Origin of the sequence: Paraperibacillus esterisolvens (assembly GCF_046237625.1) — a bacterium.
Classification (GTDB): Bacteria; Bacillota; Bacilli; order Bacillales; family DSM-1321; genus Paraperibacillus; species Paraperibacillus esterisolvens.
In genome coordinates this window covers 900,375-913,659 of sequence record NZ_CP143545.1, presented here as the reverse complement: position 1 = coordinate 913,659, position 13,285 = coordinate 900,375, and the positions used below count along the sequence as shown (strand labels likewise).

The 13,285-nt window shown below is 46.7% G+C and carries 18 protein-coding genes and 1 pseudogene; 9 read left to right on the top strand and 10 right to left on the bottom strand.

Annotated elements, in window-relative coordinates:
- Positions 1-14 precede the first annotated feature (14 nt).
- From copZ to V1501_RS04720, 3 genes are all read right to left on the bottom strand, one after another.
- Positions 15-221, bottom strand: a complete 207-nt coding sequence (copZ, locus tag V1501_RS04730) for a copper chaperone CopZ (RefSeq protein ID WP_409291677.1) — start codon at positions 219-221, stop codon at positions 15-17.
- Between the two features lie 14 nt (positions 222-235).
- Complete coding sequence (locus V1501_RS04725; protein WP_409291676.1) at positions 236-562, bottom strand: metal-sensitive transcriptional regulator; 327 nt, start codon at positions 560-562, stop codon at positions 236-238.
- A 137-nt stretch (positions 563-699) separates the two neighbouring features.
- Positions 700-1,029, bottom strand: coding sequence for a four-helix bundle copper-binding protein (locus V1501_RS04720; protein ID WP_409291675.1), 330 nt, complete (start codon positions 1,027-1,029; stop codon positions 700-702).
- Positions 1,030-1,457: 428 nt separating this feature from the next.
- Between V1501_RS04720 and V1501_RS04715 the strand changes: the two genes are divergently transcribed.
- On the top strand, positions 1,458-2,006 hold the full coding sequence (locus V1501_RS04715) for a YdhK family protein (RefSeq protein ID WP_409291674.1): 549 nt from the start codon (positions 1,458-1,460) through the stop codon (positions 2,004-2,006).
- A 44-nt stretch (positions 2,007-2,050) separates the two neighbouring features.
- On the opposite strand, the gene V1501_RS04710 is transcribed toward V1501_RS04715, so the two are convergent.
- Together V1501_RS04710 and trxB are read right to left on the bottom strand one after the other, a co-directional pair.
- Entirely contained in the window at positions 2,051-2,221 is a 171-nt protein-coding gene (locus V1501_RS04710; protein WP_409291673.1) for a hypothetical protein, read from the bottom strand.
- A 161-nt stretch (positions 2,222-2,382) separates the two neighbouring features.
- Complete coding sequence (gene trxB, locus V1501_RS04705) at positions 2,383-3,330, bottom strand: thioredoxin-disulfide reductase (protein WP_409291672.1); 948 nt, start codon at positions 3,328-3,330, stop codon at positions 2,383-2,385.
- Between the two features lie 233 nt (positions 3,331-3,563).
- Between trxB and V1501_RS04700 the strand changes: the two are divergent.
- Together V1501_RS04700 and V1501_RS04695 are read left to right on the top strand one after the other, a co-directional pair.
- Positions 3,564-3,828: pseudogene (locus V1501_RS04700) on the top strand (YnfA family protein).
- 422 nt (positions 3,829-4,250) lie between these two features.
- On the top strand, positions 4,251-5,120 hold the full coding sequence (locus V1501_RS04695) for a cation diffusion facilitator family transporter (RefSeq protein ID WP_409291671.1): 870 nt from the start codon (positions 4,251-4,253) through the stop codon (positions 5,118-5,120).
- Positions 5,121-5,148: 28 nt separating this feature from the next.
- Here the strand turns inward: V1501_RS04695 and V1501_RS04690 are convergent, their stop codons facing one another.
- On the bottom strand, positions 5,149-5,541 hold the full coding sequence (locus V1501_RS04690; protein ID WP_409291670.1) for a VOC family protein: 393 nt from the start codon (positions 5,539-5,541) through the stop codon (positions 5,149-5,151).
- 197 nt (positions 5,542-5,738) lie between these two features.
- Here V1501_RS04690 and V1501_RS04685 point away from each other — a divergent pair, with 197 nt between their 5' ends.
- The 4 genes from V1501_RS04685 (at position 5,739) to V1501_RS04670 (ending at position 8,161) form a co-directional block, all read left to right on the top strand.
- Complete coding sequence (locus V1501_RS04685; RefSeq protein WP_409291669.1) at positions 5,739-6,155, top strand: BlaI/MecI/CopY family transcriptional regulator; 417 nt, start codon at positions 5,739-5,741, stop codon at positions 6,153-6,155.
- Positions 6,155-7,009, top strand: coding sequence for a M56 family metallopeptidase (locus V1501_RS04680; protein WP_409293255.1), 855 nt, complete (start codon positions 6,155-6,157; stop codon positions 7,007-7,009). The genes V1501_RS04685 and V1501_RS04680 overlap by 1 nt, the downstream gene beginning before the upstream one ends.
- 80 nt (positions 7,010-7,089) lie before the next feature.
- Positions 7,090-7,770, top strand: coding sequence for a DsbA family protein (locus V1501_RS04675; RefSeq protein WP_409291668.1), 681 nt, complete (start codon positions 7,090-7,092; stop codon positions 7,768-7,770).
- Complete coding sequence (locus V1501_RS04670) at positions 7,763-8,161, top strand: disulfide oxidoreductase (RefSeq protein ID WP_409291667.1); 399 nt, start codon at positions 7,763-7,765, stop codon at positions 8,159-8,161. Before V1501_RS04675 ends, V1501_RS04670 begins: the two co-directional genes overlap by 8 nt.
- 132 nt (positions 8,162-8,293) lie before the next feature.
- Here the strand turns inward: V1501_RS04670 and modA are convergent, their stop codons facing one another.
- Positions 8,294-9,079, bottom strand: a complete 786-nt coding sequence (gene modA / locus V1501_RS04665) for a molybdate ABC transporter substrate-binding protein (protein ID WP_409291666.1) — start codon at positions 9,077-9,079, stop codon at positions 8,294-8,296.
- 172 nt (positions 9,080-9,251) lie between these two features.
- Here modA and V1501_RS04660 point away from each other — a divergent pair, with 172 nt between their 5' ends.
- The gene (locus V1501_RS04660; protein ID WP_409291665.1) at positions 9,252-9,743 is read left to right on the top strand and encodes a DUF2243 domain-containing protein; all 492 of its coding nucleotides are present in this window, start codon (positions 9,252-9,254) and stop codon (positions 9,741-9,743) included.
- A complete protein-coding gene (locus V1501_RS04655; RefSeq protein WP_409291664.1) occupies positions 9,740-10,549 on the top strand; it encodes a cytochrome c oxidase assembly protein in 810 nt (269 codons plus the stop codon). The genes V1501_RS04660 and V1501_RS04655 overlap by 4 nt, the downstream gene beginning before the upstream one ends.
- Before the next feature lie 310 nt (positions 10,550-10,859).
- On the opposite strand, the gene V1501_RS04650 is transcribed toward V1501_RS04655, so the two are convergent.
- The 3 genes from V1501_RS04650 to V1501_RS04640 are packed head-to-tail and all read right to left on the bottom strand — an operon-like array spanning position 10,860 to position 13,169.
- The gene (locus V1501_RS04650; protein WP_409291663.1) at positions 10,860-12,230 is read right to left on the bottom strand and encodes a nucleoside recognition domain-containing protein; all 1,371 of its coding nucleotides are present in this window, start codon (positions 12,228-12,230) and stop codon (positions 10,860-10,862) included.
- Positions 12,227-12,925 (bottom strand): FeoB small GTPase domain-containing protein, encoded by a 699-nt coding sequence (locus tag V1501_RS04645; protein WP_409291662.1) that lies wholly within the window; start codon positions 12,923-12,925, stop codon positions 12,227-12,229. Before V1501_RS04645 ends, V1501_RS04650 begins: the two co-directional genes overlap by 4 nt.
- Positions 12,918-13,169 (bottom strand): ferrous iron transport protein A, encoded by a 252-nt coding sequence (locus tag V1501_RS04640; protein WP_409291661.1) that lies wholly within the window; start codon positions 13,167-13,169, stop codon positions 12,918-12,920. Before V1501_RS04640 ends, V1501_RS04645 begins: the two co-directional genes overlap by 8 nt.
- Positions 13,170-13,285 lie beyond the last annotated feature (116 nt).

Below are 13,285 nucleotides of genomic sequence, written 5' to 3'. Positions count from 1 at the left end.
CACGCCATTTCTGTTTATTCTGCTTCGTACCCCTGGTCATCTATAGCAGTTTTGATTTCGCTGAGTGTTACAGCTTCCGGGTTGTATTCAACTGCCACTTCTCCTGCTGACAAATCTACGAGAACCCGTTCCACTCCGGCAAGCTCCCCGACCCCGCCTTCAATCGCTTTTACACAATGTCCGCAGCTCATCCCAGTGACTTTGACTGTTGCCTTTTCCATTTTCATCGCTCCTTTTATTTTCTAATCAGTTTTTCAATAGTAATCAATACTTCATCAAGAACCTCTGTATCCCCTTCGGAAATACGGTCCATCACACACGTTTTCAAATGTCCCTCTAAAAGCAGTTTGGCGACACTATTCAGGGCGGATTGAGTGGATGCAAGCTGAGTGATCACATCATCGCAATAAACATCCTTCTCAATCATGCCTTTAATTCCGCGGATTTGTCCTTCAATCCTGTTCAGCCTGGCCGTCAGGTTCTTTTTCACTGCTTCTGATTGGTGGCTTTTTCTTTCTTCGGAAGGAACATGGCAATGGCCGGGCGCTTCTATATTTTCCATTCGACCGCCTCCTTGCTCACAGCATACTATACCCCCCCACCCTATGTAAAGAATAAAAATAACAATTTATTACTGAGGCGGGTTCTATCGGCTTACAGGACGGAGAAAAAAGCCCTTATTAACAGGGCTTAACTCCATCAGGCGGCCAATGCTCTGCATTCCCTTGCACAGGCAAAGCAGGCGTCAGCACATCTCTGGCAGTGGTCATGGTCATGCCTTTTGCATTCATTGCCGCATGCTTCACAAATAGTGGCACAAATGCCAGCAAGCTCTGATACAAAAGGTGTCGCGCGTCCCAGAGCTTGTTCAAAATAACCGCAAATGTCAGCACATTCCCTGTCAAGGCGGATACATTCTGCCATATGTCCCACATTTTCCTCCTGGAGGCAGGAATCAAAACAATGGTTACAGGCTTCCATGCATTCATGAAGTACTCTTATGACTGATTCATATTTCTGACCCGTCATTTCTTCCCCTCCTTTGCTCTCTTTATATTCTTAACCTCTGCTCCCGCCAATTAAACGTCTAAAACGTTTTCCGTATTGCTGGAGCGGGTATTTCTTTAATATGGGAAATCAAAGAGACATGGCCATTTTCAGGACCGAGCTGAACCAGTTATACGGAGAATATCTTAAATGCCGGAACAGGCGTGTCAAGAGATCTATCTGGAAGGATATCAAGCTTATCCGTAAAGCCATAAACCTTTTATAAAGGAGGGAAATCAGGGATCGGCAGTTGAGCCGGGTTTAATTGCCCGGCTCTTATTTTTATAAAGAGGCTCTAAAGCAGACAGCATCACAAGAAATACTCTAATCCATTGCCCTTCATTTCACTTGTTCATAACCTTAGGGTAATCTATAATAAAGCCCTGATTTATAACAAAGGAGATGAAAGCATGAAAAGACTACTTTTCTTGCTGAGTTCAGCGATTATGCTTGCTCTCGGCGGCTGCGGCTCAGCGTCCGAACATAAAAACCACGGACCAGAAAAGGAGAAACAGCATGAGGGCATGAATCATTCAAGCTCAGGGGAAATTCCTGAAGGATTAAAGAAAGCACAAAATCCCACTTTTAAAGTTGGAAGCAAAGCAGTCATCACTGCCTCTCATATGGAAGATATGGCAGGGGCGGAGGCAGAAATCAGCGGAGCCTTTGTTACAACTGTCTACAGCATTTCCTATACCCCAAAGGGCGGGGGCAAGCCTGTAAAAAACCATAAATGGATTATCCATGAAGAAATTAAGGATGCCGGAAATGTCCCCTTTAAACCTGGCCAGGAAGTTACCATCCTTGCAGACCATATGCCAGGCATGAAAGGCGCAAAAGGCAAAGTCGATACTGCTGAAAAAACGACGGTATACATGGTTGACTATACACCGGTATCCGGCGGAGAACGGGTTATGAACCACAAATGGGTTACCCAAGATGAACTAAAGGCCAAATAGCCAAATGTCTCATTGAAAGACCGCCAGTATCCTCACTGGCGGTCTTAACACTTCCATCCATCACCCGTAAAAAACATTCCTTTCCCATCCGGGGCAGCATCAAGAATCAAAGCTTCTGCACGCTTTACATCACCCGGATCCATTGCTACAGGGATATCATTTACCGTCATAATCGTGTCCGTCTTTTCCGGCTCATCCAGAGCCAGCCCCGCCATGCTCTGTCCTCAGCCAGGGCTTTCAAAGTGTATCCGGATATTGGCTGCCCCATATCTCTCAAACAGCCCCTTAAGTAGGCTTCGTGCTTCATTTGTGATTTGCATCTTTCTCCCTCCTTTAAAATGATATGGACTTGTGCCGCCGCAGCTGCCCCCTTCACTTACAGGGATTCACTCCAGTCGTGTACCATACTGCCTTCCAGGAATTTTTCCGCATCAAGCGCAGCCATGCACCCGGAGCCTGCCGCCGTTATCGCCTGGCGGTATTTCTTGTCCTGCACGTCTCCGCAGGCGAAAACACCTGGAATGTTGGTTTCTGTAGTGCCAGGGACCACCTCGATATATCCTGTTTCATCTGTTTTAATCTGGCCGCCTAAGAAACCAGTGTTCGGCGTATGACCGATGGCGATAAAAATTCCGTCTGCCCCAATGACCTTCTCGTCCCCGATAGCATTATCCCGAACCTTCAGCCCGGTCACCTTAAGCGCGTCAGCCTGCACCTCGATTGGTGTCTGATTCAGCCTCCATTCAATCTTAGGATTGCTCCTGGCGCGGTCCTGCATAATTTTGGAGGCCCTCAGTTCGTTCCGCCTGTGCACGATCGTAACTTTGCTGGCGAATTTAGTGAGGAAATGTGCCTCCTCCATTGCTGAGTCCCCTCCCCCAACAATGATCACCTCTTTACCCCGGAAGAAAAATCCGTCACATGTGGCACAAGTGCTGACACCTTTGCCGACATTCTCCAGTTCCCCCGGAATATCAAGGAATCGAGCTGAAGCACCAGTGGATATGATTAAGGCTTCCGTTTCGATGTCCCCGATTCCATCTGCCTTCAATGTGAACGGACTAGAGGAAAGGTCTGCCTCCGTCACCCACCCGCGTTTGAACTCCGCTCCAAACCGCTCGGCCTGCTTCCTCATATTCTCGATGAGCTCAGGCCCCATAATACCCGTTGCAAATCCCGGAAAGTTCTCTACCTCAGTTGTTAATGTAAGCTGTCCTCCAGGCTCTGTGCCCTCGATCACCAGAGGATTCATATTGGCCCTTGCCAGATAAATGGCAGCCGTGAGCCCTGCAGGCCCGGTTCCAAGTATAACGACTTTTCGCATAACCTACTTCTCCCTTCTTAGCTGTGATACATGTTCGGTCTGTTTGATCCACAGAGAACTTTACCCTCTCAGGAAGCAAAACAATCATTCCATTATTGAAGCTGTCCCCTCCCTGTTTTCCTCTTCCAGCTTGAGTGGGAAATTCATTGAAAGAGAACCAGGGAGAGATGAGAATCATTAAAGCACTTTTACTGTTCATTTAGGCCGGACTCGCCGAAACAGGGAGCGGATACCTGATCTGGCTCTGGCTGAGAGAAGGGCAATCCAGCCTGCTTGACTGATTGGGACCATCGCGCTTGGTTTGTACGGGATCATCGCAGCGCTTCATTCCTTCCGGCTTTTGGCCGGGTCCTTGCCGCCTATGGAGGAATCTTTATTGTGCCGGCTGTTTATCGGGGCTGGCTGGTTGATGAGAAAACGCCGGAGTTTCATGACTGGGCCGAGGCCGCCATCTGCCTGTCCGGAGCAGTCCTGATTCTCTTTGCCCCGCGGGGATAACTGAGTTTGATATGGGGAACTTAATAAAAGCGGTGTGTAATGGCCCACATCATAAAGCATGCCCTGCCCCGCTGCCGGCAGCTTATGGATCAGCATGAATGACATTCCTGACTCGGGATTTAGGGCGAAAGCCTTCATCGGGGTTTGAAGGTCTTTTTGACTCAGGATTGGCGGCGAAAAGTCCTTCATGGGAGGAATGAAAAGCCTAATCCTGTGGATTTAACGCTAACCATCTATTATCGAAAAACATATTCCATCTCTCCATCGCTGCGGGCAGGAATATAGAATTTAGCATTCTTTCCTCTGTCTAAATTTTTTATCTGTGACACATTCTTATAGTAAAAGCAAAAAAGGTTTCTGTAGACCCACCCGCTTTCTCCTTGCTACGCTTATGGAGGAAACTATTCGGGGGAGGACATGGCATGGAAGAAGAAAAATATCAAAACCTGAAAATAGGGGAACGCGGAGTTATTATAAGCATAATAGCTTATATCATTTTATCAGCACTTAAGCTTTTTATTGGATGTATTACAGATTCGCAGGCTTTGAAGGCGGATGGGCTGAATAATACAACTGATATCATTGCTTCCGCTGCCGTCCTGATCGGCTTGAAGCTGTCCCGCAGGCCGGCCGACAGCGACCACCGGTATGGCCACTGGAAATCGGAAACCGTCGCTTCAATGGTTGCATCCTTTATCATGATGGCAGTGGGTTTCCAGGTATTGTATGCTGCAGGACGCTCTGTTTTTGTGGGAAGCAATGAACCGCCTGATCTGATTGCCGCCTGGACGGGCCTGTTTGCGGCTGCTGTGATGTATGTTGTCTACCGGTACAATAAAAAGATATCCATCAAAATCAACAGCGGTTCCGTCATGGCAGCGGCAAAGGATAACCTTTCAGACGCATGGGTCAGCATCGGAACCGCGATTGGGATAATAGGCTCCCAATTCAAGCTTTCCTGGCTTGATCCGGCAGCAGCCTTTATTGTTGGTCTCCTGATATGCAAAACTGCGTGGGATATATTCCGGGCTGCATCGCATGCGCTGACTGACGGTTATGATGAGATGCTGCTCGAAGCGTATAAAAAAACAACCCTTGATGTCTACGGGGTGAAAGGCGTGAAGGACATCCGGGCGAGGCAGTATGGCAGCAATTCCGTTGTAGATATCATCATTCTTGTCAAACCGGATTTGGAGTTAAGGGATGCACATGATATTTCCACGATTGTGGAGAAAGAATTGAAATCCAAGCACGACATTTATAATGTACATGTTCATGTTGAACCTAATTAAAAGTCCTGGCAGGGCTTTTTATTTTGGCTTAATGCCCGTCTTTCACCCGTTTACACACAATATGAATGGAGTTACCATCCGGATCCTGGATATAGCCGGCTCTCAAATTTAAAAAATCTGCAGGTGGAGAAAGAATTGTAACTCCGTGCTCCGCCAGAAACTCGATGGCTGCATCAGAATCCTCCGTCCACAGCACAATTTCACATCCTTCATTTTTCCCCGGAGACAGCCCATGCACATCCCGTGCGGACTCCTTTGTTGCAATACCTAGTGTAAACCCGTCCAAGACAAATTCATGATGGGTCTCTTTCCCGCCAATTTCTGCTGTAAAGCGGAGTTCGAAACCGAGTCTTTCATAGAAGGCCCGGGATTTTACCAGATCCTCCACATAAAGATTCACTTGAGGCGTACTGAATTTCATTTTTTTATCCTCCCTATTTTTTCATCAATTCGAATCAACGCTGTTTGAAGAGTCGCCTCCCGCAGTTCAACCATCGTTTACTTCCACAAAAAAGGCTATCATTCCTGCACCCTGGTCGTATTTAGTCATAATTTATCAACGAATTAGACTTGATTGTAAGTGGGACAAACACTACAATTCGTAGTGGAGGCGTTTTAATGAATATCAATCATTTTAAATATAACAAAGCCGGCCTGGACCGCTTCTTTGGGCCGCTTGAGGCAAGGATCATGGAATTTTTATGGCAGAACGATGAGCAGACCATTAAATCGGTGCAGCAGCATCTGGAGGCAGACAAGCCGCTCAATTTTAACACCGTTATGACTGTGATGAAGCGGCTTAGTGCTAAAGGGATTTTAGTGAAAAGAACTGAGGGAAGGCTGTCCTACTTCCGGCCTGTACAGACCAAGTCTCAGTTCATTGAAGAACAATCCAAGAAGCTGACTGAAAACCTTCTGGATGAATTTGGCGGCGTGGTGATCAGCCACATGCTGGATGCCATGAAAGATGTGGATCAAAGCCTGCTTGAACAGCTGGAGGAGAAAATTAGCAGAATGAAGAAGGAAAAAATGTGATGTGGAAGAAGCAGTCTTATCTTATATTGTCCCTCAGTTTCTTCATCGCCTTCTTCATTTGGGGACAAATGGGGATGTTTTTGGTCCATCTTCTGTTTGGAGTCAATATTCAAGCGAACTTCTTTAAATTTTGTTTCAGTCTCTTCAAGGATGATTCCTTCTATTACTTCCTTGCCATCATTATTCTGAATGTCTTAATTTCCTATAATATTATTACCATAGTCTGGAAGGCTGCAGAGCAGGCTTACTTATTAAAGAAGTTCGAGCGGCGCATCCATTCGCTGATGGATTTCGGCTTGACTGAAAAAGCAAATAAAATTCTCAGACCAGAGCAACAAGACATTTTAGTCATAGCAGATCCAGCTCCCGGCGCTTTTTCCATTGGCTTCTTCAGGACCTCCATCGTACTCAGCACAGGCATGCTTTCCTTGCTTCATGAGGAAGAGCTGCGTGCTGTGATCGAGCACGAATCGTTTCATGGGCGGAATAAAGATTCATTGAAGCTATTTTTATTGCAGCTGATATCAACGGCCTTCTTTTTTGTTCCGCTGACAGGCTGGTGCTTCCGGAATTATCGGATCCTAAGCGAGCTTTCTGCTGATGAATATGCCATCAGCCGGATGGGAAGCCGCCTCGATTTAAGCACGGCACTTTTAAAGCTGATCAGGAACCGTACTTCTTTTGAAGCACCGCCTGCTGCTGCCTTTTTTGCAAAAGAAGCTGTCAATTTGAGGTTGCAGCAATTAGTTGATCCGCAAAAAAATATACCGCTGAAATTGAGCAGCACCACAGTAACTGTTTCTGTGTATGTACTGCTGTTCCTCCTGGCCTTGACTCTGGTGACGGTCACGTGACTGTCACTTGATTTTCTCAGCCTCTAACACTACACTTTGTAGTGTTGTATGTCAAAATCTATAAATCTATGAGGTGTCTAATGAAAACAAAAAAAACTGGCCAGTCTAACCTTTTTTTCTTCTTAGTGATTGGTTTGATCATTGCAGCTGCTGCCGGCATTGTTATACTCAGCAATATGCAGGGAAAGGAAGCTTCTTTCGATTACAGCAGCCAGCCTTATTTGGGGAAAGAATCGGCGCCGGTCAATATTGTGGAATTTGGAGATTATAAGTGCCCCGTCTGTAAAAATTTTACACTCTCGGTTTTTCCACAGATTAAAAAAGATTTGATTGATACTGGTAAAGCCAAACTCTACTTCATGAATGACCCGATTATTTATAAGGATTCAAGCCGCTCTGCCCTTTTTGGGGAAACAGTCTTTCATGAACTGGGTAATGAAGAGTTCTGGGAATTCCATGATGATTTGTACAAGCAGCAGCCTGACGATCCAAAATACGAACAAATGGACATTTATTCAGCAGACTTTTTAACCGGCCTTTTAAAAGAAAACACAGGCAAAAATAACGTGGACAAAGTGATGAAAGCATTTGATGAGGAAAAGTATGAAAAGGAACTGGAAAATGATTTGTCTCTTGTGAAGGAATTGGGCGTTACCGGTACTCCCACTTTCTTTGTAAACGGAAAACAGTTTAAAGGAAAGACTTATCAAGACCTGATCGATATGGTTACCAAAGTGGCCAAGGAGAAAAAAAGTGAGTAGAGCTCTCGGAGTTTCCTGGCTGAGTGCTGTCATTGCTGTCCTTGGAAGCCTTTATTTCAGTGAAGTCCTGCATTTTGTGCCATGTACACTTTGCTGGTATCAGCGGATTTTAATGTATCCCCTAGCTGTCATTCTCGGCATCGCCGTATATAAACGCGATCACACAGTATATCGCTATGCCCTGCCTCTTTCGCTTCTCGGCATAATGATATCTGCCTATCACTATAGCCTTCAAAAGCTTTCTTTCATGCAGGAGTTCCAGGTCTGCACAGGAGGAGTCCCTTGTTCCGGACAATACATCAATCTGCTCGGATTCATCACCATTCCGTTTCTAGCCCTTATTGCCTTTACCATAATCTCAGCCTGTTTGTTGAAACTGAAGAGAAAGTAAAATACGGGATTGCGCCTAATAGGTGCTGTCCCGTATTTTTTTGGGGTCCCCACATAAAAAATCTCTGCCGCAAAAGCAGAGCCTCCTTCATTTATTATCCTATGTACTCTTCCCTTCTTGATCAGAAAACAGTTACTGTTCAGCTATCTTAAACCCATGCTTCACCATAATATCCATCGCCTTTTTTCCCTCCAGGAATTCATAGAAAAGCTCAGCTTCTTTCCCATGTTTTGTACCCTTTACGATCCCCGCGGGATAGATGATAGGCGTGTGGGAGTTTTCTGGTGCTGATGCAGCTATTTCAACCTTGGAGGATGACAGGGCATCTGTTTTGTAGACAACCCCGGCATCAACATTGTTTGATTCAACATATGTAAGTACCTGGCGGACGTCCTTCCCATACACCACTTTCTGTTTTACTGCCTCCCAGATTCCCTGGCTTTTCAATGATTCCTTCGCATACTGCCCAGCCGGGACGGAAGCAGGTGTCCCAAGTGCCAGCCTTCCCGCTTTTCCAAGGTCTTGAAAGCTATTGATTCCTTTACCGGAACCCTTGGGCACAACCAGGACGAGTTCATTTCCCGCAAGCTCCGTACTGATCTCGATCAATCCTTCATCGGCAAGGGTCCTGAATTTATCCTGTGCAGCTGAGAAGAACAGGTCTACAGGTGCCCCCTGGGAAATCTGCTGCTGCAGCGCCCCTGATGACCCAAAATTATAAGATACATCAATGTCGGCATGTTCCTTTTCAAAGACGGCTGCAATCTCGTCAAGAGTTTCCTGCAGGCTTGCAGCTGCTGAGACAGTGAGTCTGACTTTTTCCTTTTTTTCACCCTCACCGGTCTTGTCCTGGTCAGCGGCTCCGCAGCCGTACAGCACCAGCAGGATCACGAATAAAAATAAATGCCTGAGCTTCATGCTGTCCCCCCTAGGTAACATGCCGGACTGAAGTTTTTCCAGCGGCATCGGCTTTTATTAAATGATTATAGCAAAAATTGATAGGTTGTTCTCACTTTATCCTTTTCACATGCTTATCCTGAGAGTTGAAAGGGAAATAATGAAGATAAAAGGAAAAAAGGGGGAATGGCGCATGTCTTATTACAGGCACCCGAACGGGAATCCAAATCCTGACCGTTTCCACTTTAAGAGACGCAATATATGGTCTGGCGCCTTGTTTGGCGTCGGCTTTGCCGCATTCATAGATGAAACAGTCTTCCATCAGCTGCTGCACTGGCATCACTTTTACGATAAATCAACAACGGCGGCAGGCTTGGTTTCTGATGGATTATTCCACGCATTCAGCTGGTTCGCCACCATCGCCGGTTTATTCATTCTCGCCGACCTCAGGCGGAGGAAGGGGCTTTGGCATGCCAAATGGTGGGGAGGAAAGCTCATGGGAGCCGGAAGCTTTCAGTTATACGACGGGATTATTCAGCATAAATGGATGCGCATCCATCAAATCCGCTATGTGGATCAAGTGTTTATATATGATGCTGTCTGGAATATCACAGCGGCCCTCATGATGCTGGCAGGACTTTATCTTATCATGCGGAAAAAAGGCAGAGGAGAAGCCTTCACATGAAGCATGATCATCATCGCATCAATGGCGGGGAAATTATGCCTGACAGCTGGTTGATCCCCGAGATTCTTTTGGCCGCCTTATTCATAGCCGGCCTGCTTCTGTATGCTTTTGCCGCCTATTATTCCAGCAGGCGGTATAAATCCTGGCCCTGGCGCCGGATTTTCAATTTTGCAGCTGGCTCGCTTTGCGCTCTCGCAGCAGTGACAGGCCCGCTTGCAGATCTATCTCATACGGATTTCAGGGCACATATGGCGGGACATGTGCTGCTGGGAATGCTCGCGCCGCTCCTGATGGTTACCGGTGCACCGATGACCCTTTTATTGCGGTCACTCAGCACATCTGCGGCCCGGAGGTTGACCAGCTTTCTTAAAGGAGGTCTCCCTCATCTGTTCTTCCATCCTGTGTTTGCTGCGGTCCTGAACTTGGGCGGGCTCTGGGTTCTCTATGCAACTCCGCTCTTTTCGGTGATGCACAAAAATATATTTCTATATTTCATCGTTCATCTCCATATTTTTTGGGCCGGCTTTCTTTTCACTGCCGCTATTATTTACATAGATCCCGTACACCATAGAACTTCCCCTGGTTTTCGTACAGCCGTCCTGATTCTATTTATGGCGGGACACAGCATATTGTCCAAATACCTGTACGCCCATCCGCCAGGAGGCGTGCCGGCAGAAGAAGCTGAAACCGGTGGGATGATCATGTATTACGCCGGTGATGTTATCGACGCGGTCATCATCGTGATTTTATGTTTCCAGTGGTACAGGGCAGCCAGGCCATCAGCCAAAATGGCACCGGCCAAATAGAATAAAGTCCGAAGCCTTACAGTCCCCTGGGACGGACTTTTTTCTGTTATCACTTTTTCCTTTTTAGCGAATCCAATATATTTGTAAAGAACGCTCCAGATTGACCTCGATGCTCATGTCCTTTAAATAAGCTCCTGCTTCCACAACTTTTGGGGCGACATCAGGGCTGGGACTGTCAGGATGGGCTTTACACCGATCAATTCCAGTCAAGTGATCCTCTCAGTATCTTTCCCCTAATATCATCCGCGGACTTTTAACCCATCTAAGCAGACAAAGAGCCGGGAAAAGCTTCCCGGCCTTTTGCCTCTATTTAAATCCAGCCGAACAGCCCTGCTGCCTGTGCAATAATAAACGGTACAATAATCGCCAGTACAGTCGGAATTAAAAAGGCAAGGAAGGTCCATTTTTTACTCTTCGTCTCTTTATAAATATTTAGGAGAGCTGTCCCGCAAGGATAGTGAAGCAGGGAAAACAGCATCATATTCAAAGCTGTGACCCAGGTCCAGCCATGCTCGAGGAATACTTTCTTCAAATCTGCCAAACTATCCAATTCGGTAAGCGACCCAGTAGACAGATAACCCATCAGCAGGATGGGAAGCACGATTTCATTTGCCGGAAGACCGAGTATGAACGCAAACAGGATATATCCATCAAGGCCGAGCATCCTCCCGAATGGATCTAAAAAGTTCACACAATGCATCAGGAGACTCCAATCACCGATATATACGTTGGCAATAACCCAGGTAAGGACGGCTGCAGGAGCTGCAACCTTGACTGCCCTGACCAGCACGGTCCAGGACTTTGTAAGCGATGAGCGAATGACTGTATCAAAGAATTTAGGGCGCCGGTATGGCGGCAGCTCAAGAGTATAGTGAGTGGGGACACCTCTCAGGGCCGTCTTGCTAAGTGCCCAGGAAACAAAGAAAGTCACCAGGATTCCGAATAACACGAGGCTTACCACCACTCCAGCTGAAACAAGCATTTTCAACCCGCCAGTGAAATTCGCTGCCATGAACATGGATGATAAAATAATCAGCGTTCCCCAGCGCCCATTACATGGTACAAAGTTATTCGTCAGGATTGCGAGCATCCTTTCTCTCGGCGACTCAATGATCCTCGATGACATGACAGCGGCGGCATTGCAGCCGAAGCCCATCGCCATGGTCAAGGACTGCTTTCCATGGGCGCCTGCCTTCTTGAAGATGCGGTCCATATTGAAGGCAACCCGGGGCAGGTACCCGAAATTTTCAAGGAGTGCAAATACAGGAAAGAATATGGCCATTGGGGGGAGCATGACGCTGATGACCCAGGTGGACCCCCTGTATAGTCCCAGGACGAGGAGGCCATGCAGCCACCCCGGCGCTCCCATATACTGGAATGCTAGTGTCAGGTAGTTTTCAATCCAGCCGAAAAACTGGGCTAGCAGGGAGGACGGAATGTTAGCGCCGGCAATGGTTAGATAAAAAACAGCCCCAAGCATGATAATCATGATAGGAAAGCCGAGAACCGGCGAAGTGAAGATAGCATCCAGTTTTTCAGTCCGTGCATCATGGGTCTGTTTAGAAGTTACCGCCTGACCGCACAGTGATCTGCTGTTTTCATAGAGCTGCTGGATGATTTCATCCCTGAGCCCGGAGGATGAGAGAGTTTTAGCTTCCGCATACAAACCTTCTAAGTTCATTGCACTTCCCCCCTATGTGTGGCAATCTGCCTGTTTATTTCCCTTAAAAGCCCTTCATCTCCGTCCAATAGACGCAATGCGACCCAGCGGGATGATAGTGTATTCCCTACAATTTTTTTTACTTTCTCCTCCATGGCGCTGATTTTCTCTTCAATCTCCGGTTTATAGATCATCTGGGTGGGATTGCATTCAATTACGCCCTTCAAGATCCGATCCATCGTATCGAGGAGCATGGGGATGCCAGTTTTATTTCTGGCCGAGATTTTGATAACAGGAACTCCAAGCCTTCTTGTCAGCAGCTGTTCATTGATTTGAATTCCCTGCTTTTCCGCTTCATCCATCAAATTGATGCAGATGATGACATTTTTTGTAATTTCCAGCACCTGAAGTGCCAGGTTCAAATTCCGTTCAAGGGCGGTTGCATCGAGGACGACCAGTGTTAAATCCGGTTTTTCAAATGCTATATAATTGCGTGCCGCCTCTTCATCTGCTGAATTGGAGAAAAGTGAATAAGTACCGGGCAGGTCAATCAGCCTGAAGACAGCTCTCTTATGGCGGATGGTCCCCTCAGCAAGGGAAACGGTTTTGCCGGCCCAGTTGCCCGTGTGCTGCTTCAGCCCTGTTAACGCGTTGAACAAAGTGCTTTTCCCTGTATTCGGATTTCCGGCAAGTGCGATTCTATATGTGTCAGTCATTCGGCAGCAGCTCCCCTTCAATGTTTGAGCTCTCTTGTTTCCGCAGGGCGATCACGGTCTGGCTTACCCTGAATGCGACAGGATCTCCCAAAGGGCTCTTCCTTACCACTTGGACGACAGCCCCTGGGACAAAGCCTAAATCCATGAGTCTTCTTCGCATCACACCCGCAAGATTCATAGAAGTGATTTTTATGGAATCCCCCTTCTTCCCTTGAGATAGTTTAATTTTATTGACTATATCCATTTGTTTTCCCTCCACACTAATTTGTTTCCTTAGTGCAACTTTTAATTTATACTATATTTGTTTAAGAATAATGTCAATCAAAAAAAATAATATGGCCTGCTGTAACCATGTTTTAT

Coding starts and splice junctions, on each gene's coding strand:
- copZ (WP_409291677.1), bottom strand. CDS start 221: ATGGAAAAGGCAACAGTCAAAGTCACTGGGATGAGCTGCGGACATTGT.
- V1501_RS04725 (WP_409291676.1), bottom strand. CDS start 562: ATGGAAAATATAGAAGCGCCCGGCCATTGCCATGTTCCTTCCGAAGAA.
- V1501_RS04720 (WP_409291675.1), bottom strand. CDS start 1,029: ATGACGGGTCAGAAATATGAATCAGTCATAAGAGTACTTCATGAATGC.
- V1501_RS04715 (WP_409291674.1), top strand. CDS start 1,458: ATGAAAAGACTACTTTTCTTGCTGAGTTCAGCGATTATGCTTGCTCTC.
- V1501_RS04710 (WP_409291673.1), bottom strand. CDS start 2,221: ATGGCGGGGCTGGCTCTGGATGAGCCGGAAAAGACGGACACGATTATG.
- trxB (WP_409291672.1), bottom strand. CDS start 3,330: ATGCGAAAAGTCGTTATACTTGGAACCGGGCCTGCAGGGCTCACGGCT.
- V1501_RS04695 (WP_409291671.1), top strand. CDS start 4,251: ATGGAAGAAGAAAAATATCAAAACCTGAAAATAGGGGAACGCGGAGTT.
- V1501_RS04690 (WP_409291670.1), bottom strand. CDS start 5,541: ATGAAATTCAGTACGCCTCAAGTGAATCTTTATGTGGAGGATCTGGTA.
- V1501_RS04685 (WP_409291669.1), top strand. CDS start 5,739: ATGAATATCAATCATTTTAAATATAACAAAGCCGGCCTGGACCGCTTC.
- V1501_RS04680 (WP_409293255.1), top strand. CDS start 6,155: ATGTGGAAGAAGCAGTCTTATCTTATATTGTCCCTCAGTTTCTTCATC.
- V1501_RS04675 (WP_409291668.1), top strand. CDS start 7,090: ATGAAAACAAAAAAAACTGGCCAGTCTAACCTTTTTTTCTTCTTAGTG.
- modA (WP_409291666.1), bottom strand. CDS start 9,079: ATGAAGCTCAGGCATTTATTTTTATTCGTGATCCTGCTGGTGCTGTAC.
- V1501_RS04660 (WP_409291665.1), top strand. CDS start 9,252: ATGTCTTATTACAGGCACCCGAACGGGAATCCAAATCCTGACCGTTTC.
- V1501_RS04655 (WP_409291664.1), top strand. CDS start 9,740: ATGAAGCATGATCATCATCGCATCAATGGCGGGGAAATTATGCCTGAC.
- V1501_RS04650 (WP_409291663.1), bottom strand. CDS start 12,230: ATGAACTTAGAAGGTTTGTATGCGGAAGCTAAAACTCTCTCATCCTCC.
- V1501_RS04645 (WP_409291662.1), bottom strand. CDS start 12,925: ATGACTGACACATATAGAATCGCACTTGCCGGAAATCCGAATACAGGG.
- V1501_RS04640 (WP_409291661.1), bottom strand. CDS start 13,169: ATGGATATAGTCAATAAAATTAAACTATCTCAAGGGAAGAAGGGGGAT.